We start from the raw sequence: 25608 nt of genomic DNA, 5'->3' as shown, positions 1-25608 counted from the left end.
AAGAGCATCTCAGCAAATCAACGGCTCGCGTGGTGGGGTTTTCACTATTTCGAGCAGTCTCACCAGCTAGTTCCCGTTCAATCTGTCCGGCCTCAGCCCTCAGCGGGCTCGCTACCGCCCGCGTCATAGGCGGCCTGGTTGTGCTCGATCTCCGGATTGTGGTCGACGGCCCACTCGGCGAGTGCCACGGCCGGTTCGATCAGGGTCCGGCCAGTCGCCGTCAACGCGTACTCGACCTTGGGCGGGACTTGTGCGTACACGGTTCGTGACACCAATCCGTCGCGCTCGAGATTCCGCACGGTACGCGTCAGCATCCGCTGCGAGATGCCTGGGATGCGGGCTTGGAGCTCAGAGAAGCGAAGTGGCGGACCATCCAACGTCGCCACGACAAGGAGAGTCCACTTGTCGCCGATCCGGTCAAGGATGCCTCGGATCGCGCGACCGCCGTCGCCGCGGATCAGGCACGACTTCTCGTACTTCGACATGCAGTCTCCCATGTCTCAGGCACACCGATGTGCCTTTTGTAGACCTCTCAAAAGTTACCCATCATGGTGCCAGTTACCAACGATAACCAAGGAGCCATCCGTGGAAACCGCTTACTGGATCATTGCCGCACCGCTTGCTGCGTTCTACCTCTACGGCGGTTTGCTGAAGATCGTACGTAGTCAAGAACAGCTCCAACCGATGATGGCGTGGGCCGGCACCGACGTCGCGATGCCAGCGGTTCGCGGGATCGGCGTCGTGGAGCTCCTAGGAGCCATCGGTTTGGTGCTGCCACCTCTGACCGGTGTCGCGGTCGTTCTCGCCATACTGGCTGCGATCGGTTTCACCACGCTGCAGGTCCTGGCCACGGGCGTGCACCTGCGTCGCGGAGAGAAGCAGCAGTCGCTGATGAACGTAGCGCTGATCGCCCTCTCAGGTCTGACTGTCTGGCTGGCGACCGGGCTCTGATCTCGCCTGTCCTAGACGAGACGCACACCGCGTCCGTAGCGTTCACGCCGCGAGGTGGAATGTGTTCGCAAACCGCTCCAGCAGATCGCCGCGGCCCCGCAACACCTCGACTACACCAGTCGAGATCGCGCGATCAGCAGCGAGCTCGCCGGAGATGAGCTGACGGATGCCGGGTCCTGCAGCAAAAGCCAGGTCGGCCGGCCCGTCCCCGCGGCTCACCTCGAGCACAGGTCCGTCGACCCGGACGAACAACTCAGCAGGGCCCAAGCGCGCCCAGTACGAGGTCGCCGGAAGGCCCGAGGCCACATCGGCCCGGAAAGCGGTCCGCAGCGCCATCGTCATCGAGTCGGGCGTGATGATCTGCTCCTCGCGCGGATCGCCCATCGCTTTGAATCCCCACGCCCCCAGCGCCAGCACGATGGGCTCGAGCTCACGGCCGTAAGGCGTCAGCTCATAGACGATGACCCGCGAGCGTGGCGCCCGACGCAGGATGCCGGCCGCTTGAAGGTCTTTGAGCCGCGACGCGAGGATATTCGACGGAATGCGCGGCAGCCCTTCGGCCAGCTCGCCGTAGCGACGCGGTCCGACTAGCAGGTCGCGGACGATGAGCAGTGCCCAGCGCTCTCCCACGAGTTCCAGGGCGCGCGTGACACCGCAGTACTGACCGTAGTCACGCGCGGCCACAGGCTCAGGCCTGCTGATTCGCGGCGGCTTCGGGGCCCTGCTCTGCGGCAACCGGGTCCATCCAGCCGAACTCGAGGATGTTGCCGTCGGGATCGGTGAGCTGACGCTGGTACATGAAGCCGTAGTCGGAGGCAGGACGCGCCTCCGAGCCACCGGCAGCAAGTCCGTTGGCGACGATGGCATCGACATCTTCGCGGCTGTCCTGGAAGATCGCGACCGCAGTCGAAGGACTCACGGCCGGGTCGCCCAGTGGGAGATCGGTGAAGGTCTGGAAGAACTCACGAACCAGGATCATGAAGTAGTTGTGATCTTCCTCGACGACGACACAAGCAGCGTTGTGGTCGGTGAATTTGGGGTTGATCGTGTAGCCGAGCGCCGTGTAGAACGCCTTCGCGCGGTCAAGGTCGGTCACTGGCATGTTGACGAACATCGCAGTCATGGTGGTCTCTCTCATGTTCTCTAGGTCAAGAACTTCACACTTGCAAAAAACAAGTGATGCGTCAAGAGGCCCCCTGAACACCACAAGGGGCCAGGCGAGATCGCCTGGCCCCTCTGCGGAGAGTCAGTCCTTGAGCGGGAAGTCCGTGATGTAGTCGGACATGTCGATCTTCTTGTCGACCGCACCGAACTCGTACATCTTGTCGACGACGGTTTGCACCTTCGCCGGATCCGCCTCGGTGACCCAAGTCGGCAGGATCATGTCGGCGACGATCGACTCATCGACGCCGGAGAACTCCGGCAGGAACGCCCGCACCTCGTCGGGGTGCGACTGCGCGTACTCCGACGAGTCGCGCAGTCCGAGCTGGAACTTGCGGACGACGTCCGGGTCCTGCTCAACTTTCTTCTTCGACGTGAACCACGTCGACACCGGCAGATTCGGCATGATCGCGACGTCGAGCGCATCCAGCGAGACGATGTCGAAGTCCTTCTTGGCCTTGGTCAAGAACGGCTCAGCCATCTGCGCCGCGTCGACCTGGCCACTGGCCAGCGCAGCACCCTGGTTGGCGTACGGGATGGGCACAATCTCGACCGAGTCCGGGTCGATACCGGCGTTCTTCAGCGCGACGCGCGTCTGAACCTCCGACAGCGAGGCCAGCGAGTTGGTCGCGATCTTCTTGCCGGCGAGATCCTTGGTCGCGGCAATGCCGGACTTCTTGGTCGTCACGAGCTGCGTGTAGTCAGAGGCCAGATCCGTACCGGCGGTGTCGCCGGGGCCGACCGTGATGAGCGGCAGGTCCTTGCTGGCCAGCGAGGCGAAGCTCGCATATGACCAGGCCGCGAAGTCAATCTGGTCAGCCAGCACGGCCGGCGGGATCGTCGTCGCCTCGGAGATGATCTTGACCTCGACGTCGAGGCCGTGCTTCTTGAACAGCCCTTTGTCGACGCCGAGCGGCACCTGGACGAATGGCGTCACGGACTGCATCCCGACGACGATCTTGGTCAGCTCGCCATCTCCGGCGGCCTGGTCGTTGTCGTCGGACGCGCTGCCGCCGCAGGCCGACATCGTCACGAGTGCGACCAGAGCGGTCGCGAGACCAAGTCCCTTGCGCAAGTAGGTGAGCTTCATGTGTGGATTCCTTTGTTGGTAGTCATGACTGGCGGTTTCCGAGATGGGGTCCCGAGAGGGGGTTCCGAGATTCAGTCGGCCGAGGGTTCTGCCGTCGGCTCGCCCTTGATCGCCCGGTAGACCTGCGCGCGGAGGCGGGCGAACTCAGGCAGCTCCTTGGTGCTGATCTGGTCGCGGACTTCTGGGAGGTCGACTACCAGCTCGTGCTGGACGGTGGTCGGCGGTTTGCCGAGCACCACGACGCGGTCTCCCATGTAGACCGACTCGTCGATGTCATGGGTCACGAGCACGACCGTGATGCCGAACTCACGACGCACCCGGAGCACGAGATCTTCCAGGTCGGCACGGGTCTGCGCGTCGACGGACGCAAACGGCTCGTCCATCAGCAGCACCTGCGGCTGGTAGGCCAGCGCCCGGGCAATCGCGACGCGCTGCTGCATGCCGCCCGACAGCTGCCAGGGATAGCTCTCACCGAACTTGTCGAGTCCGACGGCCTTGAGCGCCTCGGCGACCTGGCGCCTCGACGCGGCCGCATCACCGCGCTTGCGCAACGGCAGGGCGATGTTGCGTCGCACCGTCATCCACGGGAACAGCGAACGGCTGTAGTCCTGGAAGACGACGGCGAGCTCCTTCGGCGGGGCGACGACGTCGTTGCCCCGCAGGCTGACCCGTCCGCCGCTGGGCTCCAGTAGCCCGGAGATGCACTTGAGCAGCGTCGTTTTGCCGCATCCCGAAGGACCGACGATCGAGACGAACTCGTTCTCGGCGACGTCGAACGAGATGTCGCCGATCGCGCGGATCTCTCGCCCGTCGCTGACGTACGTCTTGGAGATCCCTTCGACCCGCAGCAGCGGCTGCGCCACGGCTTTCGCGGCGGTGGAGATCTCTGGAGCCTGGAGACTCATCGGCGGTTTCCCTTCATGGAGGTGTCCCAGGCACAGACCCGGCGTTCGACGGCGTTGAAGATGAGGTTGAGCCCGTAGCCCAACAGGCCGAGCAGGATGATCCCGGCCCACATGTCGGGGATCGAGAAGGTCAGCTGCGCCTGCCACACGAAGTAGCCGATACCGCTGGTCGCGGCGACCATCTCGCTCGTCACGAGCAGGAGTACGGCCAGCGAGAGGCTGACCCGCATGCCGGCGAAGATGCGCGGCATGATGCCGGGGATGATGACGTGCCGGACGAGCTCTGTGCCACGCACTTGGTAGGAGCGAGCGGTCAGCATCATGGTCGAGTTGAGCGAGGCGATGCCGTCCGCGGTGTTGAGCACGACGGGCCAGCAGCAGACGAAGGCGATGATCGAGACCTTCTGACCAGTGCCGATGCCGAACAGCACGATCGACAGCGGGAGCATCGCGACGGCCGGGATCGACCGCAAGAAGCTGACGACGGGCAGGCACAACATGCGGGCGACGTCGCTGACCCCGAGCAGGATGCCGAACGCGACTCCGCCGATCACGGCGGCCGAGAAGCCGAGGGCCAGGCGCAGCAGGCTCGGCAGCACGTCGGAAGTGAATCGGTCAAAGATCCAGGCATCCCGGAACGCTTCGAGCATCGTGGGCACCGAGGTCCAGGCATAACCTCGATCGCCGGCCAGATAGATCCAGGCCGCCGCGACGAGCACGACGGTCGTGCCGATCTCGACGGCGAGATATGTCAGACGTTGCGACCTCATCGGCCCGTCCCTCTCTGTGATTCGTGCCAGCGCAGGAAGTGACGTTCCAGGCGGGAGAAGATCAGGTGGATCGTGATGCCGAGCGCACCGGAGGCGAGGATCAGCGCGTACATGCGGTCGACAGCACCGGCGGTCCTGGCCAGCGCGATGTCCTTGCCGATCCCGTCGACACCGATCAGGATCTCGGCGCTCACCGCGACGATCAGCGCCGTCGCGGACGCGATGCGCAGTCCCGTCGCGATGTGCGGCAGGGCACTGGGCAAGATGACCCAACGGGCTCGTTCCCAGCCGTTGAGCTGGAACGCCCGCGCCGTGTGCCGCGCACCTTCCTCGACGTCGTGTGCGCCATACATCGTCTGGATCGTGAGCGACCAGACGCAACCGAACACGATCAAGAAGACCGCACTGTTCAGGCTCAGCCCCCACAGCAGGATCGCGAGCGGGATCAGGACGTTGCCCGGGACCGTGCGGAAGAACTCGATCACGGGCCGGAAGGCCCGCCACACGATCTCGAACGATCCGAGCACGAGCCCGGCAGGGACGGCGATGAAGACGGCGAGGCCGAATCCGAGGGCCCACTGCGTCATCGTGTCGGCGACGGCCGACCAGAACGTCGACTCGGTGACCATCTTGGCCAGCAGCACGAGTACCTCGGACGCTGGCGGCACCTCGGTCGGCGGCACGACGGCAAGGCGGGAGGCGAGCTCCCACGCGCCCAGGGCCAGGACGCAGCCCAGTGCCCCGAGCACCACGGGCCGCACGTCACGCCGGGCCGTCGATCGGGAGCCGGCGGCACCGACGTCTCGTTCGGTCAGGCTGGTCATACAGGTCTCCATCCGTCGTGCTGGTGGCTTCTGTGGCGAACCTAGACCGCGACTTGTGACCGCCGACACAACGCGGTCCCGTTGATCGGGACACGTAGTCGAAACCCCTGCCATGACGGGCCCGGGACACGCCGTGAATCGCCTCTTGTCGCGGGTCGAGACAGCTGACGCAGCCCAACCAGACCAGGAGAGGACGTTCGACAGATACGTCCCGATCATCGGGACTCGTCCCTCGTCGCGTGACATCGCCTCCCCGCACAGTGGAGCTTCTGACTGATTAGGCTGAGGAGCTTTTCGTGACTCGTACCAAAGTGGCCGTGATCGGCTCCGGCAACATCGGAACCGATCTGATGATCAAGATCCTCCGACTCTCCACGACCCTGGAGATCGCCGCGCTGGTCGGCATCGACCCGGCATCCGACGGTCTCGCACGCGCCGCGTCGTACGGCGTGCCGACGATCTCCGACGGAGTAGACGGACTCATCGCACTCGACGGCTTCGACTCGATCGACATCGTCCTCGACGCGACCAGCGCCAAGGCCCACGAGGCGAATGCCGCGAAACTGGCGCCCTTCGGCAAGCGCCTCATCGACCTGACTCCGGCAGCGATCGGCCCGTTCGTGGTACCTCCGGTCAACCTCGACACTCATCTCGACGCATCGAACATCAACATGGTGACGTGCGGCGGGCAGGCCACGATCCCCGTCGTCGCGGCGATCAGCCGTATCACTCCGGTGCCCTACGCCGAGATCGTCGCGTCGATCTCGTCCCGCTCAGCCGGGCCCGGCACCCGTGCCAACATCGACGAGTTCACCGAGACGACCTCGGCCGCGATCGAGCAGGTCGGCGGTGCCGGCCGCGGCAAGGCCATCATCATCCTCAACCCGGCCGAGCCACCGCTCATCATGCGCGACACGGTCACCTGCCTGATCGGGGACGCCGACCACGACGAGATCCGTCAGTCGATCGTCGGCATGGTCGCCGCCGTCGCGGAGTACGTGCCGGGGTACCGGCTCAAGCAGGAGGTGCAGTTCCGCAAGGTCGAGGCCGACGAGCCCGTCCACACACTCCTGCCCGCAGCGTCCCCGCCGGTCACGCATCAGATCTCGGTGTTCCTCGAGGTCGAGGGCGCCGCCCACTACCTGCCGGCCTACGCCGGGAACCTCGACATCATGACCTCGGCCGCGCTGCGTGTCGCCGAGACCATGGCCACCCGCTCACCTGCAAAGGCTGCCCGATGACCGACCTCTACATCCAGGACGTCACCCTTCGCGACGGAATGCATGCGATCCGCCACCGCATCTCCCCCGCCGACGTACGCCGCATCGCATCGGCCCTCGACACCGCCGGGGTCGATGCGATCGAGGTGTCGCACGGCGACGGACTGTCCGGCGGGTCGCTGACCTACGGCCCCGGCTCGCACACCGACTGGGAGTGGCTCGAAGCAGCCGCCGACGTCATCAAGCAGGCCAGGCTCACGACGCTGCTCCTGCCGGGCATCGGCTCGGTCCACGACCTCAACCGCGCGCACGACCTCGGTGTGCGGTCGGTGCGGATCGCGACCCACTGCACGGAGGCCGACGTCTCGGCCCAGCACATCGCCCACGCCCGCGAGATCGGGCTCGACGTGTCGGGCTTTCTGATGATGAGCCACCTGGCGGAGCCGACCCAGCTCGCCGAGCAGGCCCGCCTCATGGAGTCGTACGGCGCCCAGTGCGTGTACGTCACCGATTCTGGCGGACATCTGACCCCGCACGGCGTCGCCGCCCGCGTCCGTGCGTACCGCGAGGTTCTCGATCCGACGACGCAGATCGGCATCCACGCGCACGAGAACCTCTCCCTCTCGGTCGCCAACAGCCTCACGGCAGTCGAGGAGGGCGTGTTCCGCGTCGATGCATCGCTCGCCGGTCTCGGCGCAGGTGCCGGCAACTGCCCGCTTGAGCCGTTCGTCGCCGTCGCGACGCTGAACGGGTGGAACCACCGCTGTGACCTGGCGGCGTTGCAGGACGCGGCCGACGACCTCGTCCGACCGCTCATGGACCGTCCCGTGCGCGTCGACCGCGAGACCCTGACCCTCGGCTACTCGGGCGTCTACTCCAGCTTCCTGCGGCATGCCGAACGTGTCGCCGGCACCTACGGGATGGACGTGCGTGAGCTGCTGACAGAGGTTGGTCGTCGTAAGCTGATCGGCGGTCAGGAAGATATGCTCGTCGACATCGCACTCGATCATCTCTCCCGGCAGGAGGCAGCGCCGACCGGCGTCTGACGCTCATGAGCCCCCTCCACCGACTCGACGGCGAGACCACCGCAGTCGGACGGGCGACCGAGATCCTCAAGCAGTTCCGCGACAGCAAGGGGACGTTGAGTGCAGCAGCACTGACCCGTCGTACTGGTCTGCCGAAGTCGACGGTCTACCGGATGCTGCCAGAGCTCGTCCGCGTCGGGCTGCTCGAGCGCGACGGCGTCGACTACCGGCCGGGCCTGCTGCTGTTCGAGATCGGCGAGGCGGTCCCGAGGCAGCGGAGCCTGCGCGAGGCGGCCAAGCGCCACCTGTCGACGCTGCACGAGGCGACCCAGCAGAACGTCGGGCTGGCCCTGCTTGACGGCTTCGACGTCGTCCACCTCGAGGTGTTCCGCGGTCGCGAGGGACCGCGCCTGCCCCAGCACTCCGGGGGCCGGTGGCCGGCCCACGCGAGCGCATCGGGCAAGGTGCTGCTGGCCTTCACCCCCGCTGAGGACGTCTCCTACCCGCCGCGGCTGCAACGGTTCACCGACCACACGATCGTCGACCGGCAGGTGCTCGACGCCGAGCTCGACAAGATCCGCCAACGCGGCGTCGCGATTGACCGCCAAGAGTCGCTCCCGACGATCGTCGGCGTCGCCGCGCCGATCCTGGCCCCCGACGGCACCCTGCTCGCAGCGGTGTCGATGTCCGGGGTAGTGGGACGCATCGACGCCAACCGCATGGATGCGGCCGTGCGCACGACGGCGTTGACGATCTCGCGCGATCTCGCCGAGGCGCGTTCGATCGTGCGCCCGGTGCTGCAAGGCGGTTGAGCCTCGCTGAACTGGCTCAGCCGCGACCCGCGAACGGCATCTCCCGTGCCATGACGGTCAGCTGCGGGACGTTGACGTCGAGCGGCAGCGCGACGAGCTGCACCACCAGGTCACCGACGTGAGCAGCATCTATCGTCGGCTCCGGTCGCCGGGTCCCGTCAGGCTGGAGCGCATCTATGCCCACCCCTGCGGTCATCGCGGTGGCGGCGTTGCCGATGTCGATCTGGGTGCAGCAGATGCCGTGCGAGCGGTGGTCGAGATTGATCGAGGCGGTCAGTCCTGAGATGGCGTGCTTGCTCACGGCGTACGCGACACTCGCCGGCCGCGGGACATGGGCCGACAGCGAGCCGTTGTTGATGATTCTGCCGCCACCGGGCGACTGATCACGCATGATCCGCACTGCCTCCCGTGCGCAGAACACCGTTCCCGTCACGTTGGTCGCGACGACAGCGGCCCAGTCGTCGTCCGTGAGGGCATCGACCGTGACGGCGGGACCGAAGACTCCGGCGTTGTTGACCATCACGTCGACCCGTCCGAAGCGTTCGACCACGTGGTCGAACAGCGCCCGTACAGAGGCTGAGGACGTGACGTCGGTCTGCACGACGAGTGCACGATCTGCACCGGCAGCGGTCTCATCTAGCGCCGCAACCGTCCGTCCGGCCAGCACGACGTGGTGCCCCGCGCCGAGCAGCGCCCGCGCCATGGTGCGTCCTACCCCGCTGCCTGCGCCGGTGACCACGACAACCAGAGGCTGCGGCGCTGCGTCGACCGGTGTGGTCTCAGTGGTTGTCACCGTGCACCTCCGCTCCCCGCATCCCGACCAAGAAGTCGAAGTCGGCGCCCTGGTCGGCCTGCATCACGTGGTCGACGTAGAGCCGCGAGTAGCCCGATGCGGGACGTTCACGCGGGGCCACCTCGGCCAGCCGCCGCTCCAGCTCATCGGCCTCGACCAGCAAATCCAGCTTTCCGGCTGCCGCGTCGAGGCTGATCAGGTCGCCGTCGCGCACAGCGGCCAGCGGGCCACGCGCTGCCGCCTCGGGCGCCACGTGCAGCACGACCGTGCCGAAGGCGGTGCCGCTCATCCGGGCGTCCGAGACCCGGACCATGTCGGTGACACCGGCTGCGAGCAGCTTCTTGGGCAACGGCAGGTTGCCGACCTCGGGCATCCCCGGGAATCCCTGCGGACCGGCGTGCCGCAGCACCAGCACGGTGTTCTCGTCGACCGGCAGCTCGGGGTCGTCGATGCGGGCCCGGAAGTCGTCCATGTTCTCGAACACCAGTGCCGGGCCGGTGTGTCGCAGCAGGTGCGGCGACGCAGCGGCAGGCTTGATGACGGCACCGGACGGGGCGAGGCTCCCCCGCAGGACCGCAATGCCCGCATCGGCGAGCAAGGGATCTGCCACGGTGCGGATGACCTCGCTGTCCCACGACTCCGCATCGGCGACGTTCTCGCCGATCGTCGAGCCGTTGACCGTCAGCGCCTGCTCGTGCAAGATCGCACCGAGCTCCTTCAGGACGACCGGCAGCCCGCCCGCGTAGTAGAGGTCTTCCATCAGGAACCGGCCGGCGGGCATCAGGTCGACGATCAGCGGGATGCCCTCGACGAGCTCGCCGAACTCGTCGAGCTCGAGCGGGACCTCCAGCCGTCCGGCCAGCGCCAGCAGGTGCAGCACGGCATTGGTCGAGCCGCCGATCGCGGCATTGACCTTGATCGCGTTCTCAAGCGCGTCTCGGGTCACGACCTGCGACATCTTCAGGTCTTCACGGACCATCTCAACGATCCGGTGGCCGGAGTCCTGCGCCAGCAGGCGGCGGCGGGCGTCGACCGCAGGGATCGCCGCATTGCCGGGCAGGGACATGCCCATGGCCTCGACCAGCGACGCCATCGTCGAGGCCGTGCCCATCGTGTTGCAGTGGCCTGGCGACCGCGACATCGACGACTCGGCGGCCCGGAACTCGCACTCGGTAACCCGGCCCGCGCGCACGTCCTCGCTCATCTCGAACAGCGAGGTGCCGCTGCCGACCGTGCGCCCCTTGATCCGTCCGTTGAGCATCGGCCCGCCGGACACGACGATCGTCGGCAGGTCACAGCTGGCCGCACCCATCAGCAGTGACGGAGTCGTCTTGTCGCAGCCGCACAGCAGCACGACACCGTCGATCGGATTGGCCCGGATCGACTCCTCGACGTCCATCGAGACGAGATTGCGGTAGAGCATCGTCGTCGGCCGGACTATCGTCTCGCCCAACGACATGACCGGGAACTCGACCGGAAAGCCGCCGGCCTCGATGACGCCCCGCTTAACCGCCTCGGCGAGGTCACGGAAGTGCGCATTGCACGGCGTGAGGTCGGAGAACGTGTTGCAGATGCCGATGACGGGACGTCCGTCGAACATCCGGTCGGGCGTGCCCTGGCTCTTCATCCACGAACGGTGGATGAACGCGTTGATGTCTTTGCCACCGAACCAGTCCTGCGAGCGGAGGCGGTGGGACGGAGTGTCACTCGACATGAGCGTCGGCCTTTCGGGTGGGAAGCCCGAGGATCTCGCGGGCCTCCGAGGGAGTGGCGGGCTCGAGCCCGAGCCGAGCCATGATCTCGACGATGTTCTCGACGAACCGAACGTTCTCGGTGGGTTCGCCGGGACGCAGGAAGGCGTTGTCCTCGATGCCGACCCTCACATGGGCGCCGAGCGTGAGGGCATGGGTCAGCCCCCGCATCTGGTCAGGCCCGCTGATGCTGACGTTGAAGACCGAGCCCTCGGGCAGCGCGTCGACCATGAAGTGCAGGTTGGCCGGCGTGTATGCCAGGGCGTTCTGGAACGACGAGTCGAGGCCCAGCACCAGGTTGACGTTGAACGGCGGAGTGTCGAAGCCCAGCGCGGTCAGCATCGACACCTCACGGGCCAGGTGGGTGGGGCTGAAGGCCTCCCACTCCGGCTTGATGCCGCGTTCCAGCATCGCAGCGGCCAGCGCGATGGCCTTCTGCGTCGGCGTGTCCATCAGCACTTCGGTGCCGTCGGGCGCCGTGACGTAGGCGGTGATGGCGTCGAGGGTGCACGTGTCGGCGCCGCCGTCGAGTCCCTGCCAGCGGGCGTCCCAGTCGATGACGCGCGAGCCGTCGTCGCGCACGCGCAGCAGGTCTCCGGTCACGCCTCCGCCGGTGGAGTTGTTGATCACGACGTCGCGCAGTTGCCGGACCCGGTCGTTGATGTCGCGGTAGATCTCGGCGCTGCACGTCGCCAGATCGTCCGGGCGACGGGCGTGCAGGGCCGCGACACTCGCGCCGGCATCGACGCATCGCGCGACGTCGTCAGCGATGTCTTGCGGCTGGGTCGGCACGTACGGGGTGTGCTCCTTGGTCAGGAAGCCACCGGTCGGGGCGATCGTGACGATGACCTTGTCGGCCAAGATGGTCATGCCGTCACCCCGTCTGCTGCGGCGAAGAACCATGCGACGGCCAACGCACCCGGGTCGATGACGCCCCGAGCCCGTTCACCGACATAGCTGGCCCGACCCCGGACGGCGACGATCTGCTCGGTCGACGCGGCACCTTCTGCGGCCGCGGCCGCTGCGGCGGCAACAGCGGCACGCCACGGGAGATCCCGACTCTCGTCGAGGGCGGCCGTGGCAGGGACCATGGCGTCGACCATGGTCTTGTGCCCGACCTGCGCCCCGCCGAGTCGCTGCACCGCAGCGGTCGCGTCGACGACAACCCGGGCGAGTTCGGTCGCATCCCAGGCACCGTCATGACCTTTCGCGAGCCGCCCGAACCACAGTCCGAAGAGTGCTCCGCTGGTGCCGCCGGCGCCGAGGAACGACTCCGAGACGATCTCCAGGATCTGGCCCGGTGACCGATCCGCGTCCTCAGCGAGACGGGGCGTCACGCGCTCCAGCGCGGAGCTGATGTTCCAGCCGAAGTCACCGTCGCCGGCACGTCGGTCGAGGTCGGTCAGCGTGTCGACCTCGCGGATGACCCGTTCGGCGAACGCGATGAGCCAGGCCGTCATGTCCGCCCCAGTCAAGTTCAGCAGGCTGTCGTCAGTAGGCATCGTCATGGTGCTCCTGTTCGTGGTCATCGGGCCAGGGCCGGGGTACGCACCGGCGCGTCCCACAGGTCGATCAGCTGCGCAGACGCAGAGGTGAGGGTCACCGAGAAGCCCTTCATGTCGAGCGCTGTGACATACGGACCCGCCAGAGTGCGAGCGACGTTGATGCCCGCGCCTGACAACGCCTGGTGGACCTCGCGGGTCGCGACCCCGATCTCCAACGGCGACGTCGCACCGAGCCCGTTGACGATCGCGATGACGTCGTCACCCCGCCGCAGGCCGAGGCGTTCGACGAGCGGATCGACGACCGAGGCGACGAGCTCGTGAGCCGGAGCCGCCGTGCGGGTCTCGACGCCGCGCTCACCGTGGATCCCGACGCCGAACTCGATCTCGTCCTCGGCCAGGTCGAACGAACGCAGCCCGGTCAACGGATTCGTGCACGCCTCGAAGGCGACCGAGAGGGTCGCTGATCGGGCCACCACGTCGCGGCCGATCGCCGCGACCTCGCCGACCGGGGCCCGGCGCTCGGCCGCCGCACCGCAGATCTTCTCGACCGCGACGACGGCGGCGGTGCCGCGACGTCCGGGTCCGCCCTCCTGCTGGCCATCGGTCGCCAGGTCGTCGTCGACCACCACGATCTCGATCGCCCGCTCGTCGAGCAGCTCGGCGGCGATCGAGAAGTTCAGCACGTCGCCGGTGTAGTTCTTCACGATGACGACCGCTCCGGAACCTGTCTCGACGGCTTCGACGGCGGCCCTGACCTGCAGGCTCGTCGGGCTGCTGAAGACCGCACCGGGCACTGCGGCGTCGAGCATGCCGGTGCCGACGAAGCCCGTGTGCAGGGGCTCGTGCCCCGATCCACCTCCCGACACCAGCGCCACCTTGCCGTGCGCAAGCTCTCGACGGACGACGAACAGCGGGTCGCGATGCACTCGGATCAGATCGGAGTGCGCGAGCTCCAGCCCGTCGAGCGCCTCCTTCACGAAGTCTTCGCGCCGGTTCAGCAGCTGTCCGCTCATGGGTTTCCTCCAGGTGGGTTCGCAAGGGTCGTGCCGAGGGCCAAGAGCAGTGGGCGTGCCAGTGCGCCGGGCCCGAAGCCCAGGTCGGTGGCTGCCGGATTGGCCGTCGACACGACGCCGTGCTCCCACATGTCGGGCCCGTTGGAGATCTCGGCCGACACATGGCTGACCGTTGCAGCGGGAATGCCCGCGGCCTCGAGCACGTCCAGCCCGGCGACTCCGGCCCGGTCCTTGCCGATGCCGGCGTCGTTGAGCAGCACGAACGCGCATCCGGCGTGCACGCCCACCCGGCCGGACTCCTGTCCGCCGTTCGATCCCGCCACGACGATGGCACCTCGGTCGCCGTCGGTCGTCTGGGACATGCTGTCCATCACGACGATGTCGACACCGCCGTTCGACCACACCACGTCACGAAACATCTGAGTCACCCTCCCGTGCGACGAGCAAGGCCAGCTGCTCCTTGACTGGCCGGCCGACCCGGATGCCCAGCTCGTGGGCGCGGGCGTTGACGTAGCTGACGCGTCCGCTCTCCCACGTGTCGAGACCGTCGCCGATCCGGGCGGTGTCATGTCCGACCCCGATCCCGGCGATCCCGCTGCTGTCCAAGGCGGCGAGCCCGGCCGTGCCGGCCTGGTTCTTGCCAATCCCGGCATCGTTGCACGCCACCACGGCGACGCCGAACGATGCCGCGTACTCGCCGGCGCTGGTGCCGCCGTGCGATCCAGTGACGATGACGTCTCCGCGCAGCTCGGTCGATGCAAAGGCGATGGAGTCCATGACCCACACCCGAAGCCCGGCGTTCTCCAGGACCAGGAGTGGGGCGGTGTCCAGCTCGTCAACGACTCGCACGATGCGTCACTCCCAACATCTGGTGGGTCTCGCTCAACGTGGCCGGCCGGCGTCCCAGGTCCCGTCCGATCTCGGCGACCTGCGCCACCAGCTCGGGGGTCGTGGGGCAGCCGCGCTCGGTGTGGGGGTAGTCGCCCGTGCCGACCACAACGTGGCCACCGGTCGCGATCACGTCGGCTGCCACCTCGAGCACGTCCCCGCGGTAGCTCGACACGAGCCACTCGACGGGGAGGTCAGTCGGGAACAGGTCGACGTGCGCCCGTACGCCGGCGGCCGTCGTGGGGTGTGCGGCGACGAACTCCTCACCGCCCAGGACCAAGACGACCGCCAACGGCGCAGGAAGTCGGCCGGCCGCGTGGTGCGCGAGGATGCCGCGGGTCCAGCTGAGGTTGAACGACGCCAGGTAGGGCGTCAGACCCAGCTGCGGTGCCCGCCGCATCAGCTCGGCTATCTGCGCGGTCGAGTTGACGAAGACCCGATCGTCGGTCGCGTACTCACTGGCGACCGGGTCGAACAAGTCCATCGTGGCCGACCCCATGTCGATCGGCAACAGGTCGACGCTCGTCTCAGGATCGTCCTGGTTGGGGGCGATGTTGGCCAGGCGCTGGTCGACGCTGTTTCCCGGCAGGTTGGCCATCGATGGCGCCAGCAGCAGGGAGCTGCGACTCCGTACTGCCCGCACGACCTCGGCGTAGCCGCCGGCGGTGTGGTCGGCACCGCCGTCAGATGTCCTGGCGTGGAAGTGCATCAACGTCGCACCAGCCTGCTCGGCGTCAGCGGCGGTCTGCGCGATCTCCTCGGCGGTCCACGGCACGTGCGGATTGGGGACGCGCATGGTGTTCTCGTTGACGTTGACCCCGATCACCAGGGGCTTGCCGACAGCAGACATCTTGATCCTCGCAACTGGTCCGTTGCGGCCTCTTCGGCCACGAGGAAAGCCTGTCGCGCGGAGCTCGACCAGCCCACACCAAAATCCCGTTCAACGGGACAACATCACCGGCCGAGCTGAGTCGGGTCGAGCGGAGTGACCTGCGCGCGACCCTGCTGGTCGAGATCGACCCGCAACGGCGCGTCCTCCGCGAAGTGGCTCGGCATGAGCAGCAGGTTCTCGTCGACGCAGCGCTGCAGCAACGCCTCCCGGCTGGCGCGAGCGACACTGGGATCGGCGTCGCCGCCCTGGCAGAGATCGGGATGCGCGAGCTGGACGGGGTGATGGATCAGGTCGCCCGACATGACGGCGCCACCGCTCGGGTGTCTGATCTCGACCACGAGGTGCCCCTTGGTGTGACCGGGCGCCATTCGCACCGTCACCGTGGTGCCGTCGTGCTGAGCGATGACCTGTTCGTCGTCGACCAGCTCCCATCGCCCGGTGTCGAGCACCGGACGCACGCTGTCGTCGTACATCCTCACTAGGTCGGCCGCGACGCCGTCGAGATCGTGCTGCGCCTTCAGCTGCTCGATCCAGGCCAGTTCCGAGGCGGCGAACAGGTGCATCGCCGCGGCGAAGGTGGGCCGCCAGACGTCACCGTCGAGCCACGTGTTCCAGCCGCAGTGGTCGGGGTGCAGATGCGTGTTGACCACGAGGTCGACCTCATCAGGCCGGACGCCTGTCCCGGCGAACTGCCGCAGGAAGTCCGTCGAGAACAAGTGGTGCGGCAGCAGGTTCGGCCGCTGCTTGTCATTGCCGTTTGCGGTGTCGACCACGATCGCGCGGCCGCCGATACGGATGACGTAGGCATGGATCGCCAGGACCAAACCGGCGGAACCGTCAAGCCCGGCCTCGGCTGCCTCGGGAAACATCTCGTCGAGCGCGAACGGCCACTCGGCGAGCTCGGTCACCTGGAAGACCTCGGCGGCACCCACGACAGCTCTGAACGTCACCGCTCCGATGCTAGTCCGTGGGGCCTCCTGCCCGACTCCCCCAAGTCCCGATCATCGGGTCCCCACCTCACCAGCTCGACTTGGTGATGCCCGGAAGCTCGCCGCGATGGGCCGCCTGCCTGAAGCGGATGCGCGAGAGGCCGGCGACCCCCACGTATCCGCGCGGACGACCATCGACCTGATCACGGTTGCGAACGCGCACCGGCGAGGAATCCCGGGGCAACTCGGAGAGCGCCCGGCTCGCGGCCAGCCGCTCAGCCAATGGTCGAGAAATATCGCGACTCGCAGATCGAAGAGCGTCGCGGCGGGCGCGATATCGCTCGGCGATCACGCGCCGTCGCTCGTTGGCGACGATCTTGCTTTGCTTCGCCATCAGCGCTCTTCCTTGAACTCGACGTGCCGTCGTACGACCGGATCGAACTTGCGCAGCGCGATGCGCTCGGGGTCGTTACGGCGATTCTTGCGGGTGACGTACGTGAATCCGGTGCCTGCGGTCGACCGTAGCTTGACGATGGGGCGGATGTCGCTGCTCTTGCCAGCCATCAGATCTTCTCCCCTCGGGCTCGAATTCCGGCAACCACGGAATCGATGCCGCGGACGTCGATGACCTTGATCCCCCGCGCGCTGACGCGCAGTGTGACGTGCCGTCCGAGACTCGGCACCCAGTAGCGCTTGCGGCCGATGTTGGCGTCGAAGCGCCGGTTGGTCCGACGATGCGAGTGCGAGACGTGGTGCCCGAACCCCACCTCAGCCCCTGTGACCTGGCATCTGCGTGACATATTTGCCTCCTTGTGTAGAATGACAATCATTCCCATTAAGACTATCAGGAGAGTTCCACGTGAAGAAGGGCATCCACCCGGCGTACGCACCGGTGGCATTCCGCGACAAGTCCGGTGACCTCGTCTTCGTGTCGGCGTCGACGCTCACCAGCAAGGAGACGATCGACCTCGACGGCGTCACCTACCCCGTCATCGACGTCGACGTGTCGACCGCGAGCCATCCCTTCTGGACCGGGAAGGGACGCGTCCTCGACACCGAAGGACGAGTCGAGAAGTTCAACCGCCGCTACGGAACCGCGTCATGACCACGACTCCCTTGGTGCTGCTGACGGGCGTCAACGCCGACGCGATGGCGCACGCCATGATCGGACTCCAGTGGGACGCACCGAACGCGGTCAACGTCCGCCACTCGATCGACGTCGACCGACAGATCCTGACCCGCGTCGTCAGCGACCAGGGTGGCATCGTCGAGCAGCTGTCGTTCGACCTCGAGCATGCCTGCGTCAGCTGCGCCCTACGTGAGGACATCATGCCGACGCTCGAGCGGCTGGCCGATGACGGCCGCTGGGGCTCGATCATCGCCCACCTGCCGGTCGCGGCCGGAGCCGACCAGATCTGCCGGATCCTGGACCACGACGAGGTCATCGCCGCCAAGCTGCACATCGCGTCAGTCCTCGCCGTCGTCAACGGGCCGACTGCGCGCGCCGACCTGCTCGGAGACGACCTGCTGCGCGAGCGTCACCTCGAGACATCCCCAGAAGATTCCCGCGGGGTGGCCGAAGTGCACGCAGCATTGATCGAGTACGCCGATTCGATCGTCGTGGTCGGTGAGATCGACGAGACCGACCGCCACCTCGTGTCGATGCTGCTGCGACCGGATGCCGGCGAGGTACTCGATCACCTTCAACTCGACACTGCGAGCATCGTCGGCGCCCGGCGCCACCACGACGACGCCGAAGCATGGGTCGATCCAGGGCACACGCAGCCCGTCGGTCTGGTCAGGACGGGGAAGGCATGGACCGTGGAGCTGCGTTCGGACCGGCCATTCCATCCCGAACGTCTGATGGCCAATCTCGAACACCTGGGCGGCGGCGCCCGTCGCTCCCGGGGTTGTTTCTGGCTGCCGACCCGCCACGACAGCGTCTGCGAATGGGATGGCGCGGGCGGACAGCTCAGCGTCGGCGTGTGCGAGCACGGCACGAGCGAACCTCACACCCGAATTCTCGTCACCGGTATCGACGACGACCGCGACGAGCTGGTCGCCCTGTTCCATCGCTGTCTGCTCACCGATGACGAGATCGCCGTCCGCGGAACTATCTGGGAGAGCGACGAGGACGGCTACGAACCATGGCTCGGTCCCATCCGCCAGAACGCCTGAGCCACCGACCAGAAGGAATCACCATGGCTGTCCCCAAGCGCAAGCTGTCCCGCAGCAACACCCGCCATCGACGATCGAGCTGGAAGGCGACCCCCGTCGCCCTCGTGCCCGTCACGATCCACGGAACCACCCACCGCGTACCGCGCCGGCTCGCCCGAGCCGTGCAGCGCGGTCTTATCAAACCCCAGGAGCACCCATGAAGGTCCGCAACTCTCTCCATTCCCTCAAGCAACAGCCCGGCGCCCAGGTCGTGCGTCGGCGCGGACGTACGTTCGTCATCAACAAACAGAATCCGAGGTTCAAGGGCCGCCAGGGCTGAGTTCTGAAGCGAGGTACTGCGAGGATGCACGCATGAGCTTTCAAGCGGTCTCTCCCGGCATGACCCGCTCGATCCCTGTGCTGGCGCTGGTCTGCAACATCCCGGTCGGGATCGTCGCCTACGCCATGGGATTCATGTCCTCGTACTTCATGAACGACATGGTGCACACCGCAGACCACCTGCAGTTCATCGCCTTCGGGGTGATCGCTCTGACCATGTCGACCACGGTGATGGCCGCGATCCTGAATCGGGCCGGCGATATGCCGTTAGGACGCGCTATCGGCATCGCGAGCATCGCAAGTGGCATTCTCCACGCCACCTTCGTGGTGCTCGTGGTGACACTGGTCTAGCTGCGGTCGTGCGGGGTGGTGCGCCGGACGACGGAGTTGGCGTCCTCACCCTCCCATGGCTGCCTGGCCTTCTTGGCATGGGCCAGGAACGAACGGCACAGCAAGAACACGGCGATGCACAAGAGCACCACGATGCCGAGCGCGACCCAGCCGGGCTTGACGTCTTCGGCGGCGGGCGCCTTGTCGATGACGTTGGAATTCGCGAGGGCGACGAGAACGTGCATAGGTTCATACTACGCGCTGTAGAACACCTGCAAGCTCAGGCCTGCTGCTCATACGCCCGCGGCGGGATCCCCACAACCGAGGTGAATGCCCGCACCAGATGGGCCTGATCGGCGAAGCCCAACTCGGCCGCGAGCGCCGCCCAGTCGGTTCGCCCGCTGGCGTGCGCCGCAGCCGCCGCGTCGAGCAGACGGAATCGCTGCACGACCCACTTCGGGCCGATCCCGAGGTATGCGGTGAACTGGCGCTGCAAGGTCCGCAAGCTGACCCCGGCCAGGTCGGCCAGCTGATCGGCCCGGGTCACGGAGTGATCGAGCTCCGCACGTCGCACCAGCGCGTTGAGCTCATCGGCCAGCGGATCCGGCTCTGCGCCACATGCATCGAGGTGCGCCTCGAGCGCTTCGACCATCTGATCGTCAGCCGCGGCCGGGCGCAGGATCTCGGCGGCGCAGCCAGCATCCGGCGGCCCCACGACGTCACCGAACGGTATGACCCGACCGGCCACCTGGCTCAGATCGGCCCGCAACATCGAGCGGAAGCTCGCCGGCTTGAACGTCGCGCCGAGCACATGCCCCGCACCGTGCAGCGTCCGGACGAACGGCTCCCGCGAGATGCCGTTGACCAGCAGTCTCGGCACGCCGTCACGCAGTTCTGACGAAAGAGTGACACACGGTTGCGGGATGACCTGCTGGTCGTACGGTTCAGGACATTCCCAACGCACGATCCAGTAGTACTCGACGTGCCGCGACCAGCGCGCGGACGGAACGATCCGTGACACGTCGATATGTCGTGCGGACGTCGACGGCCGCACGATCGCCGCATCACCCCGCCCTCGTGGATCGGTCATATCCACAGTGTCGCGTTTGTTCAAGATCTGGCCAAGCTGCAGCTCCTACGGTCGACATATGACCACGACACACACCACCACCGGCAGGTTCACCGTCTCCTCCTGGAACGAGCAAGTCATCGTCGACGTCGATGGGGATGCCACAGAAGTCAACGGCGTGAAGTATCCGACCCGCGGGTTCTCTCGAGCTGACACCAGTTACTCCTATTCCGGGTCCATCGAGGGCACCGGCACCGTGGCGTATCTGATCTCCTACCGCCCCGGCACAGCTCCAGTGGCCGGCTTCGAGCAATTCACCGGATCGATCGACGGCCATGACGGATCCTTGGTGTTCCAGCACATCGGCGAGCACGATGCCGAGGCCGTACGGGCCACGCTCCACATCGTCGAGGGCATGGGCACCGGAGGGCTCGAAGGCATGACCGGCGAGGCCTCGATCAATCTTGCCGGGCACAGCGACGACGGCTACGAGATATCCCTGACGTACTCGCTCTAGCAACGTCGAGGGGGCCGCCTGTCACACTGGCACACGTGCTCCTGACCATCTCCGCGGAACAGTCCGATGTGCTCCTTGACGCGTCCGATCTGGGCTTTCTGCTGCACAAGCACCCTGACCGTCTGCAGTCATTCGACGTCCACGGCGGTCAGGCACACGTGTTCTACCCGGAGTCCACGTCGCAGCGCTGCACAGCGGCGCTGCTCCTGGAGGTCGACCCGATCGCGCTGGTCAAGGGCAAGGGCGCCAAGCAGCAGGCGTTCTCGCTGGGCCAGTACGTCAACGATCGCCCGTATGCCGCGTCGTCGCTGCTGTCGGTCGCGATGGGCAAGATCTTTCGCACCGCGCTCGGCGGTCGCTGCGACAGTCGACAAGACATCGCCGATGCCCCGATCCCCCTGACGATCGACATCCCGGCCGTTCCGGGCGGTACCGAGCTCGTCACCCGGATGTTCGAGCCGATGGGGTGGCACGTGGCGGCCGAGTCGCTCCCGCTCGATCCCGACGTGCCCCAGTGGGGTGATTCGACGTACGTGCGGCTCACGCTGACAGGCAAGATCCGGCTCGCCGATGCGCTCAACCACATGTACGTCCTCTTGCCAGTGCTCGACGGCGCCAAACACTATTGGGTTTCCGACGACGAGGTCGACAAGCTCATGCGGGCCGGCGAGGGCTGGCTCTCGACCCATCCCGAACGCGAACTCATCAGTCGGCGTTACCTGGCGCATCAGCGCAGCATGGCCACCGAAGCGCTGACCCGGCTGTCCGAACTCGACGGTGTCGAGTTGCCCGCGGTGGACGAGGACCGCCCGCGTCCGCTCGTGGCTCTGCGCCACGACGCCGTCATCGAGGCGCTCATTTCATTGCGGCCGACCAGCGTCGTCGACCTCGGCTGCGGTCCCGGCGCCTTGATCGGCAAGCTGCTCGACCTGCAAGGCATCGACCGAGTCATCGGCACCGAGGTCAGCGATATCGCGTTGCGCACGGCTGAACGACGACTGCACGTCGAGACCATGACCGAACGTCAGGCAGAGCGGCTGTCGTTGTGGCTGTCGTCGCTGCAGTACCAGGATCCCCGCTTGGTCGGACTCGATGCCGCGGTGCTGATGGAAGTCATCGAGCACATCGACCTCGAGCGCCTACCGGCCGTGACGGCCAATGTCTTCGGCCACATGCAACCGCGCGCGGTGGTCGTGACGACGCCCAACGCCGAGTACAACGTCCATTACCAGGCGCTCGCTGCCGGTGCGATGCGTCACCCCGATCACCGGTTCGAGTGGACGCGCGAACAATTCGCCGCGTGGGCCGCCGCGACTGCCGCCACATACGGCTACACCGTCGAGCACCGTCCCGTGGGTGGGGACGATCCGGTTGTTGGGCCGCCGACCCAGCTCGCCCTCTTCATCCGGACGGCGGCCGACTCATGACAGTTCTCAGAATCCCCGAGACCTCGCTCATCGTCCTGATCGGCGCCAGTGGATCGGGCAAATCGACGTTCGCCGCGCGACACTTCACCCCTACTGAGGTCATTTCCAGCGATCACTGCCGCGGCCTCGTGTCGGACGACGAGAACGACCAATCCGCGACGAGTGCCGCATTCGAGGTGCTCGAATTCATCGCCGGCAAACGGCTCGAAGCCGGTCGGCTCACCGTGATCGACGCGACCAGCGTGCAACCGCAGGCCCGCAAGAGTCTGATCGCGCTGGCCAAGGCTCATGACGTGCTCCCGGTCGCGGTCGTGCTTGATCTCCCGGTGTCACTCGGAGTCGAGCGCAATGCCTCCCGTCCCGACAGAAATCTCGGCGCTCACGTCGTCAAGCGGCAACACGACCAACTGCGCCGTTCACTCAAAGGGTTGCGCCGCGAAGGCTTCCGCTCGGTGCACGTCCTCAGCTCGGTCGAGGAGGTCGAAGCGGCGACGTTCGTGCGCGAGAAGCTCATGAACGATCTGCGCGACCGCAGCGGACCGTTCGACGTCATCGGCGACGTTCACGGCTGTCGGACCGAGCTGGAAGAACTGTTGCAGAGCCTCGGTTACGCGCTTGTCCGTGACGACCAGGACCGTCCCGTCGACGCTTGGCATCCTGACGGCCGTCAGGTCGTGTTCGTCGGCGACCTGGTCGATCGTGGTCCCGACTCCCCCGGCGTCCTGCGTCTGGCGATGGGCATGGTGCGGGCAGGCCATGGGCTCTGCGTCTCCGGCAACCATGAGGCCAAGCTGCTGCGCGCCCTCGATGGACGTGCCGTCAAGCTCAGCCACGGGCTCGAGACCACGATGGCTCAGCTGGAGGCCGAGAGCGACGATTTCCGCAAGGACGTCCGATCGTTCGTCGACGGACTCATCGCGCACTACGTCCTCGACGAGGGGCGCCTCGTCGTCGCCCACGCGGGCCTGAAGGAGAGCTATCACGGCAGGGCGTCCGGGCGGGTCCGCTCGTTCGCGTTGTACGGCGACACGAGCGGCGAGACCGATGAGTTCGGACTGCCCGTCCGGTACCCCTGGGCCGAGGAGTACCGCGGCCAGGCGACCGTGCTCTACGGCCACACCCCCGTGCCGCACACCGAGTGGATCAACAACACGATGTGCCTCGACACCGGCTGCGTGTTCGGTGGCGCACTCACGGCTCTGCGTTACCCCGAGCGGGAGATCGTCAGCGTTCCGGCCCGCGAGGTCTACTACGAGCCGGTGCGTCCCTTGGCCCCGCCGCCACGTGATCCCGACATCCTGCGTCTCGACGATGTGCTCGGCCCGCGGATCGTCGAGACGTCCACGATGGGGCGGATATCGCTGCGCGAGGAGAATGCCGCGGGAGCCCTGGAGGTCATGAGCCGTTTCGCGATCGACCCCGCCAGGCTGATGTACTTGCCTCCCACGATGTCGCCGTGCGACACGTCGGTTCTCCCGGATCATCTGGAACACCCCGCCGAAGCCTTCAATCACTTCACCAAGACCGGCGTCACCGAGGTCGTGTGCGAAGAGAAGCACATGGGCTCACGGGCCGTGATCTCGGTGCGGCGCGACGGCACCGGGGTCATCCACACCCGGACAGGTCGGGCATTCTTCGACGCTGAGACAGAGCAGAAGGTCTTGGCATCATTCGCCGCTGCTGCATCCGGCGCGGAACTCTGGGACGAACTCGGCACCGAGTGGATGCTGTTCGACTCCGAGATCATGCCGTGGTCGGCCAAGGCCATCGACCTGATCCGGTCGCAGTACGCCGCGGTCGGGACGGCAGCACGATCGGCTCTTCCCGCAGCCCTCGACATGCTCACCCGGGCCGGTGCCCGCGGCATCGACACCGCAGCGCTGACCCGACGCACAGCGCAGCGGGCGAGCAACGTCGAGGGGATGCGAGCGGTCTACCGACGTTACTCGTGGCCGGTCTCGGGAACCGACGGATTGTCCATCGCGCCGTTCCAGCTGCTCGCGACCAACGGCGCGACGTACGAGGACCGTGACCACTTGTGGCACCTCGGTCTCGCCGATCGCCTGGTCACCGCCGGACCGGCCTTGTTTGCGACGACCCGACGACTCGTCGTCGACACGACGGACCCATCCTCGGTCACCGCCGGAATCGACTGGTGGGCCGACCTGACCGCGTCGGGCGGGGAGGGCATGGTCGTCAAGCCCCTCGCCAACTTCGTGCGCGGACCCAAGGGGCTCGTGCAGCCCGGCATCAAGGTGCGCGGCCGCGAGTACCTGCGCCTGATCTATGGCCCCGACTACACCGAACCCGCGAACCTGGCCAGGCTGCGCGACCGCAATCTGGGCCATAAGCGCTCGATGGCGCTCCGCGAGTACGCCCTCGGCCTGGAGGCATTGCGCCGGGCCACGTCAGGCGAGCCGGTGTGGCGGGTTCACGAGTGCGTTTTCGCGGTGCTCGCGATGGAAAGCGAACCGGTCGACCCGAGACTGTGAGAGTCAGTAGTCGGACGGCGGCGGGTCGGAGACGTCGTCCATCATCTTCTTGCCGATGACCGTTTTCGCGTCGTCAGCGTAGACGTCGACCCAGATCTCGCCCTTCGCGTTCGGCTGTACCAGGACGGTGCGTTGTCTAAGTTCCGCTGCTCTGAGTATCTTCTTGTCAATTTTGCGAACGACGCCCTCTGGCAGCAATGGCAACACCAACTCGTCGTCGATGTCACTTCGTTTGACGTAGCCCGGAGTACCATCCTCCAGGGCTACCGGGTAGAAATCTGGGCGTTCGTCCAGAGGAGTCTCAATTGACCAGTCTCCGACCGTTTTGCCGTGACCAATGTCAGGAAGCGGCTCAGGTTTCACCGGGAAGCTGCCGTCGGTCACGGTTGGTTCAGACGCTTGAGACGTGTCCTCGTCAGCGCTGGCTGCGATCACACTTCCAGCCATGTACCCACCTAGGACTGTCAGCGCACCAGCCGCAACGGCAACCTTCCAGGAAGTTCTCTTCATCATCTCTCCTCGTCGCCTACGCTACGCACGTCGCACGTTGAATTTGTAGGCCTTGGGCGTCACGATCGTCTCGTAATACGGGTCGCCTGCATCGGACCACCGCACGTTCTGGCTCACGGCGAAGTACATCCCCGGCAGCGGACAGTTTGACTCTGACTGACTAGTAATGGGGGTAGTGCGCTCCTTGGTCCACGCCGATGACCCGTTGTATTGCATCGTGCCGATACCGCACGTCTTG

At 66.5% G+C, this 25608-nt stretch carries 34 protein-coding genes; 12 read left to right on the top strand and 22 right to left on the bottom strand.

The window, feature by feature from the left end:
* Nucleotides 1-92: 92 nt before the first annotated feature.
* Nucleotides 93-485 (bottom strand): winged helix-turn-helix transcriptional regulator, encoded by a 393-nt coding sequence (locus ACXJKC_RS04390; RefSeq protein WP_456695458.1) that lies wholly within the window; start codon nt 483-485, stop codon nt 93-95.
* A 100-nt stretch (nt 486-585) separates the two neighbouring features.
* Here ACXJKC_RS04390 and ACXJKC_RS04385 point away from each other — a divergent pair, with 100 nt between their 5' ends.
* Nucleotides 586-951, top strand: a complete 366-nt coding sequence (locus ACXJKC_RS04385; protein WP_456695457.1) for a DoxX family protein — start codon at nt 586-588, stop codon at nt 949-951.
* A 42-nt stretch (nt 952-993) separates the two neighbouring features.
* Here ACXJKC_RS04385 and ACXJKC_RS04380 read toward each other — a convergent pair whose 3' ends face one another.
* From ACXJKC_RS04380 to ACXJKC_RS04355, 6 genes are all read right to left on the bottom strand, one after another.
* Nucleotides 994-1635: a winged helix-turn-helix transcriptional regulator gene (locus ACXJKC_RS04380; protein ID WP_456695456.1), complete on the bottom strand. Its 642-nt coding sequence runs from the start codon at nt 1633-1635 to the stop codon at nt 994-996.
* Nucleotides 1636-1639: 4 nt separating this feature from the next.
* On the bottom strand, nt 1640-2089 hold the full coding sequence (locus ACXJKC_RS04375) for a VOC family protein (RefSeq protein ID WP_456695455.1): 450 nt from the start codon (nt 2087-2089) through the stop codon (nt 1640-1642).
* A gap of 108 nt (nt 2090-2197) precedes the next feature.
* Complete coding sequence (locus tag ACXJKC_RS04370) at nt 2198-3202, bottom strand: ABC transporter substrate-binding protein (RefSeq protein WP_456695454.1); 1005 nt, start codon at nt 3200-3202, stop codon at nt 2198-2200.
* Between the two features lie 71 nt (nt 3203-3273).
* Nucleotides 3274-4107 carry an ABC transporter ATP-binding protein gene (locus ACXJKC_RS04365; RefSeq protein WP_456695453.1) on the bottom strand — a complete coding sequence of 278 codons (834 nt, stop codon included), beginning with the start codon at nt 4105-4107 and terminating at the stop codon, nt 3274-3276.
* A complete protein-coding gene (locus tag ACXJKC_RS04360) occupies nt 4104-4877 on the bottom strand; it encodes an ABC transporter permease (RefSeq protein WP_456695452.1) in 774 nt (257 codons plus the stop codon). The genes ACXJKC_RS04365 and ACXJKC_RS04360 overlap by 4 nt, the downstream gene beginning before the upstream one ends.
* Nucleotides 4874-5701 (bottom strand): ABC transporter permease, encoded by an 828-nt coding sequence (locus ACXJKC_RS04355; RefSeq protein WP_456695451.1) that lies wholly within the window; start codon nt 5699-5701, stop codon nt 4874-4876. Before ACXJKC_RS04355 ends, ACXJKC_RS04360 begins: the two co-directional genes overlap by 4 nt.
* 296 nt (nt 5702-5997) lie before the next feature.
* Here ACXJKC_RS04355 and ACXJKC_RS04350 point away from each other — a divergent pair, with 296 nt between their 5' ends.
* Genes ACXJKC_RS04350 through ACXJKC_RS04340 form a run of 3 tightly spaced genes read left to right on the top strand, consistent with a single transcriptional unit; the run spans nt 5998 to nt 8758 of the window.
* Nucleotides 5998-6942, top strand: coding sequence for an acetaldehyde dehydrogenase (acetylating) (locus ACXJKC_RS04350; RefSeq protein WP_456695450.1), 945 nt, complete (start codon nt 5998-6000; stop codon nt 6940-6942).
* Nucleotides 6939-7967, top strand: coding sequence for a 4-hydroxy-2-oxovalerate aldolase (dmpG, locus tag ACXJKC_RS04345; RefSeq protein WP_456695449.1), 1029 nt, complete (start codon nt 6939-6941; stop codon nt 7965-7967). The genes ACXJKC_RS04350 and dmpG overlap by 4 nt, the downstream gene beginning before the upstream one ends.
* A gap of 5 nt (nt 7968-7972) precedes the next feature.
* On the top strand, nt 7973-8758 hold the full coding sequence (locus tag ACXJKC_RS04340; protein WP_456695448.1) for an IclR family transcriptional regulator: 786 nt from the start codon (nt 7973-7975) through the stop codon (nt 8756-8758).
* A 16-nt stretch (nt 8759-8774) separates the two neighbouring features.
* Here the strand turns inward: ACXJKC_RS04340 and ACXJKC_RS04335 are convergent, their stop codons facing one another.
* The 12 genes from ACXJKC_RS04335 to rpmB form a co-directional block, all read right to left on the bottom strand.
* Nucleotides 8775-9551 (bottom strand): SDR family oxidoreductase, encoded by a 777-nt coding sequence (locus ACXJKC_RS04335; protein ID WP_456695447.1) that lies wholly within the window; start codon nt 9549-9551, stop codon nt 8775-8777.
* Nucleotides 9538-11265 carry an IlvD/Edd family dehydratase gene (locus tag ACXJKC_RS04330; RefSeq protein WP_456695446.1) on the bottom strand — a complete coding sequence of 576 codons (1728 nt, stop codon included), beginning with the start codon at nt 11263-11265 and terminating at the stop codon, nt 9538-9540. The genes ACXJKC_RS04335 and ACXJKC_RS04330 overlap by 14 nt, the downstream gene beginning before the upstream one ends.
* Nucleotides 11255-12172: a 3-keto-5-aminohexanoate cleavage protein gene (locus ACXJKC_RS04325; RefSeq protein WP_456695445.1), complete on the bottom strand. Its 918-nt coding sequence runs from the start codon at nt 12170-12172 to the stop codon at nt 11255-11257. Before ACXJKC_RS04325 ends, ACXJKC_RS04330 begins: the two co-directional genes overlap by 11 nt.
* Nucleotides 12169-12810 carry a dihydroxyacetone kinase subunit DhaL gene (dhaL, locus tag ACXJKC_RS04320; RefSeq protein WP_456695444.1) on the bottom strand — a complete coding sequence of 214 codons (642 nt, stop codon included), beginning with the start codon at nt 12808-12810 and terminating at the stop codon, nt 12169-12171. Before dhaL ends, ACXJKC_RS04325 begins: the two co-directional genes overlap by 4 nt.
* Nucleotides 12811-12827: 17 nt before the next feature.
* Entirely contained in the window at nt 12828-13820 is a 993-nt protein-coding gene (locus ACXJKC_RS04315) for a dihydroxyacetone kinase subunit DhaK (protein ID WP_456695443.1), read from the bottom strand.
* A complete protein-coding gene (locus ACXJKC_RS04310; RefSeq protein ID WP_456695442.1) occupies nt 13817-14239 on the bottom strand; it encodes a hypothetical protein in 423 nt (140 codons plus the stop codon). The genes ACXJKC_RS04315 and ACXJKC_RS04310 overlap by 4 nt, the downstream gene beginning before the upstream one ends.
* A complete protein-coding gene (locus ACXJKC_RS04305; protein WP_456695441.1) occupies nt 14229-14669 on the bottom strand; it encodes a hypothetical protein in 441 nt (146 codons plus the stop codon). Before ACXJKC_RS04305 ends, ACXJKC_RS04310 begins: the two co-directional genes overlap by 11 nt.
* The gene (locus tag ACXJKC_RS04300; RefSeq protein WP_456695440.1) at nt 14656-15558 is read right to left on the bottom strand and encodes a 3-keto-5-aminohexanoate cleavage protein; all 903 of its coding nucleotides are present in this window, start codon (nt 15556-15558) and stop codon (nt 14656-14658) included. The genes ACXJKC_RS04305 and ACXJKC_RS04300 overlap by 14 nt, the downstream gene beginning before the upstream one ends.
* Before the next feature lie 104 nt (nt 15559-15662).
* Nucleotides 15663-16550 (bottom strand): MBL fold metallo-hydrolase, encoded by an 888-nt coding sequence (locus ACXJKC_RS04295; protein WP_456695439.1) that lies wholly within the window; start codon nt 16548-16550, stop codon nt 15663-15665.
* 67 nt (nt 16551-16617) lie between these two features.
* Nucleotides 16618-16923 carry a 30S ribosomal protein S14 gene (rpsN, locus tag ACXJKC_RS04290; RefSeq protein WP_456695438.1) on the bottom strand — a complete coding sequence of 102 codons (306 nt, stop codon included), beginning with the start codon at nt 16921-16923 and terminating at the stop codon, nt 16618-16620.
* Nucleotides 16923-17093 carry a 50S ribosomal protein L33 gene (rpmG, locus tag ACXJKC_RS04285; RefSeq protein ID WP_456695437.1) on the bottom strand — a complete coding sequence of 57 codons (171 nt, stop codon included), beginning with the start codon at nt 17091-17093 and terminating at the stop codon, nt 16923-16925. The genes rpsN and rpmG overlap by 1 nt, the downstream gene beginning before the upstream one ends.
* Nucleotides 17093-17329 carry a 50S ribosomal protein L28 gene (rpmB, locus tag ACXJKC_RS04280; RefSeq protein WP_456695436.1) on the bottom strand — a complete coding sequence of 79 codons (237 nt, stop codon included), beginning with the start codon at nt 17327-17329 and terminating at the stop codon, nt 17093-17095. Before rpmB ends, rpmG begins: the two co-directional genes overlap by 1 nt.
* Nucleotides 17330-17388: 59 nt before the next feature.
* On the opposite strand from rpmB, the gene ACXJKC_RS04275 reads away from it, so the two are divergent.
* Genes ACXJKC_RS04275 through ACXJKC_RS04255 form a run of 5 tightly spaced genes read left to right on the top strand, consistent with a single transcriptional unit; the run spans nt 17389 to nt 19376 of the window.
* Nucleotides 17389-17634 carry a type B 50S ribosomal protein L31 gene (locus ACXJKC_RS04275; protein WP_456695435.1) on the top strand — a complete coding sequence of 82 codons (246 nt, stop codon included), beginning with the start codon at nt 17389-17391 and terminating at the stop codon, nt 17632-17634.
* Entirely contained in the window at nt 17631-18707 is a 1077-nt protein-coding gene (locus tag ACXJKC_RS04270) for a GTP-binding protein (RefSeq protein WP_456695434.1), read from the top strand. The genes ACXJKC_RS04275 and ACXJKC_RS04270 overlap by 4 nt, the downstream gene beginning before the upstream one ends.
* A 23-nt stretch (nt 18708-18730) precedes the next feature.
* Entirely contained in the window at nt 18731-18907 is a 177-nt protein-coding gene (gene rpmF, locus ACXJKC_RS04265; protein ID WP_456695433.1) for a 50S ribosomal protein L32, read from the top strand.
* Nucleotides 18904-19026 (top strand): type B 50S ribosomal protein L36, encoded by a 123-nt coding sequence (gene ykgO, locus ACXJKC_RS04260; RefSeq protein ID WP_456695432.1) that lies wholly within the window; start codon nt 18904-18906, stop codon nt 19024-19026. The genes rpmF and ykgO overlap by 4 nt, the downstream gene beginning before the upstream one ends.
* A 32-nt stretch (nt 19027-19058) precedes the next feature.
* Nucleotides 19059-19376: a hypothetical protein gene (locus ACXJKC_RS04255; protein ID WP_456695431.1), complete on the top strand. Its 318-nt coding sequence runs from the start codon at nt 19059-19061 to the stop codon at nt 19374-19376.
* Here the strand turns inward: ACXJKC_RS04255 and ACXJKC_RS04250 are convergent.
* Complete coding sequence (locus ACXJKC_RS04250; protein WP_456695430.1) at nt 19373-19600, bottom strand: hypothetical protein; 228 nt, start codon at nt 19598-19600, stop codon at nt 19373-19375. The genes ACXJKC_RS04255 and ACXJKC_RS04250 overlap by 4 nt on opposite strands.
* A gap of 35 nt (nt 19601-19635) precedes the next feature.
* Nucleotides 19636-20445 (bottom strand): AraC family transcriptional regulator, encoded by an 810-nt coding sequence (locus ACXJKC_RS04245; RefSeq protein WP_456695429.1) that lies wholly within the window; start codon nt 20443-20445, stop codon nt 19636-19638.
* Nucleotides 20446-20503: 58 nt separating this feature from the next.
* On the opposite strand from ACXJKC_RS04245, the gene ACXJKC_RS04240 reads away from it, so the two are divergent.
* The 3 genes from ACXJKC_RS04240 to ACXJKC_RS04230 are packed head-to-tail and all read left to right on the top strand — an operon-like array spanning nt 20504 to nt 24860.
* On the top strand, nt 20504-20941 hold the full coding sequence (locus tag ACXJKC_RS04240) for a DUF3224 domain-containing protein (RefSeq protein WP_456695428.1): 438 nt from the start codon (nt 20504-20506) through the stop codon (nt 20939-20941).
* A 35-nt stretch (nt 20942-20976) separates the two neighbouring features.
* On the top strand, nt 20977-22368 hold the full coding sequence (locus tag ACXJKC_RS04235; protein ID WP_456695427.1) for a 3' terminal RNA ribose 2'-O-methyltransferase Hen1: 1392 nt from the start codon (nt 20977-20979) through the stop codon (nt 22366-22368).
* Nucleotides 22365-24860, top strand: a complete 2496-nt coding sequence (locus ACXJKC_RS04230) for a polynucleotide kinase-phosphatase (RefSeq protein WP_456695426.1) — start codon at nt 22365-22367, stop codon at nt 24858-24860. The genes ACXJKC_RS04235 and ACXJKC_RS04230 overlap by 4 nt, the downstream gene beginning before the upstream one ends.
* 3 nt (nt 24861-24863) lie before the next feature.
* Here the strand turns inward: ACXJKC_RS04230 and ACXJKC_RS04225 are convergent, their stop codons facing one another.
* Nucleotides 24864-25370 carry a hypothetical protein gene (locus tag ACXJKC_RS04225; protein ID WP_456695425.1) on the bottom strand — a complete coding sequence of 169 codons (507 nt, stop codon included), beginning with the start codon at nt 25368-25370 and terminating at the stop codon, nt 24864-24866.
* Between the last annotated feature and the right edge of the window lie 238 nt (nt 25371-25608).

It is taken from the genome of Aeromicrobium sp. P5_D10 (assembly GCF_054049535.1).
Note: the sequence above shows the minus strand (reverse complement) of the source record. Positions and strands in the feature narration are given on the sequence as shown.

Excerpts from the sequence above, each read along its gene's own strand:
- rpmG (WP_456695437.1), bottom strand. The coding sequence starts at position 17,093 with ATGGCTGGCAAGAGCAGCGACATCCGCCCCATCGTCAAGCTACGGTCG.
- ACXJKC_RS04300 (WP_456695440.1), bottom strand. The coding sequence starts at position 15,558 with ATGTCTGCTGTCGGCAAGCCCCTGGTGATCGGGGTCAACGTCAACGAG.
- ACXJKC_RS04370 (WP_456695454.1), bottom strand. The coding sequence starts at position 3,202 with ATGAAGCTCACCTACTTGCGCAAGGGACTTGGTCTCGCGACCGCTCTG.
- ACXJKC_RS04310 (WP_456695442.1), bottom strand. The coding sequence starts at position 14,239 with ATGTTTCGTGACGTGGTGTGGTCGAACGGCGGTGTCGACATCGTCGTG.
- ACXJKC_RS04375 (WP_456695455.1), bottom strand. The coding sequence starts at position 2,089 with ATGAGAGAGACCACCATGACTGCGATGTTCGTCAACATGCCAGTGACC.
- ACXJKC_RS04245 (WP_456695429.1), bottom strand. The coding sequence starts at position 20,445 with ATGACCGATCCACGAGGGCGGGGTGATGCGGCGATCGTGCGGCCGTCG.
- ACXJKC_RS04250 (WP_456695430.1), bottom strand. The coding sequence starts at position 19,600 with ATGCACGTTCTCGTCGCCCTCGCGAATTCCAACGTCATCGACAAGGCG.
- ACXJKC_RS04225 (WP_456695425.1), bottom strand. The coding sequence starts at position 25,370 with ATGAAGAGAACTTCCTGGAAGGTTGCCGTTGCGGCTGGTGCGCTGACA.
- ACXJKC_RS04355 (WP_456695451.1), bottom strand. The coding sequence starts at position 5,701 with ATGACCAGCCTGACCGAACGAGACGTCGGTGCCGCCGGCTCCCGATCG.
- ACXJKC_RS04270 (WP_456695434.1), top strand. The coding sequence starts at position 17,631 with ATGACCACGACTCCCTTGGTGCTGCTGACGGGCGTCAACGCCGACGCG.
- ACXJKC_RS04255 (WP_456695431.1), top strand. The coding sequence starts at position 19,059 with ATGAGCTTTCAAGCGGTCTCTCCCGGCATGACCCGCTCGATCCCTGTG.
- ACXJKC_RS04325 (WP_456695445.1), bottom strand. The coding sequence starts at position 12,172 with ATGACCATCTTGGCCGACAAGGTCATCGTCACGATCGCCCCGACCGGT.
- rpmB (WP_456695436.1), bottom strand. The coding sequence starts at position 17,329 with ATGTCACGCAGATGCCAGGTCACAGGGGCTGAGGTGGGGTTCGGGCAC.
- ACXJKC_RS04360 (WP_456695452.1), bottom strand. The coding sequence starts at position 4,877 with ATGAGGTCGCAACGTCTGACATATCTCGCCGTCGAGATCGGCACGACC.
- rpmF (WP_456695433.1), top strand. The coding sequence starts at position 18,731 with ATGGCTGTCCCCAAGCGCAAGCTGTCCCGCAGCAACACCCGCCATCGA.
- rpsN (WP_456695438.1), bottom strand. The coding sequence starts at position 16,923 with ATGGCGAAGCAAAGCAAGATCGTCGCCAACGAGCGACGGCGCGTGATC.
- dhaL (WP_456695444.1), bottom strand. The coding sequence starts at position 12,810 with ATGACGATGCCTACTGACGACAGCCTGCTGAACTTGACTGGGGCGGAC.
- ACXJKC_RS04340 (WP_456695448.1), top strand. The coding sequence starts at position 7,973 with ATGAGCCCCCTCCACCGACTCGACGGCGAGACCACCGCAGTCGGACGG.
- ACXJKC_RS04230 (WP_456695426.1), top strand. The coding sequence starts at position 22,365 with ATGACAGTTCTCAGAATCCCCGAGACCTCGCTCATCGTCCTGATCGGC.
- ACXJKC_RS04315 (WP_456695443.1), bottom strand. The coding sequence starts at position 13,820 with ATGAGCGGACAGCTGCTGAACCGGCGCGAAGACTTCGTGAAGGAGGCG.
- ACXJKC_RS04240 (WP_456695428.1), top strand. The coding sequence starts at position 20,504 with ATGACCACGACACACACCACCACCGGCAGGTTCACCGTCTCCTCCTGG.
- ACXJKC_RS04330 (WP_456695446.1), bottom strand. The coding sequence starts at position 11,265 with ATGTCGAGTGACACTCCGTCCCACCGCCTCCGCTCGCAGGACTGGTTC.
- dmpG (WP_456695449.1), top strand. The coding sequence starts at position 6,939 with ATGACCGACCTCTACATCCAGGACGTCACCCTTCGCGACGGAATGCAT.
- ACXJKC_RS04390 (WP_456695458.1), bottom strand. The coding sequence starts at position 485 with ATGTCGAAGTACGAGAAGTCGTGCCTGATCCGCGGCGACGGCGGTCGC.
- ykgO (WP_456695432.1), top strand. The coding sequence starts at position 18,904 with ATGAAGGTCCGCAACTCTCTCCATTCCCTCAAGCAACAGCCCGGCGCC.
- ACXJKC_RS04365 (WP_456695453.1), bottom strand. The coding sequence starts at position 4,107 with ATGAGTCTCCAGGCTCCAGAGATCTCCACCGCCGCGAAAGCCGTGGCG.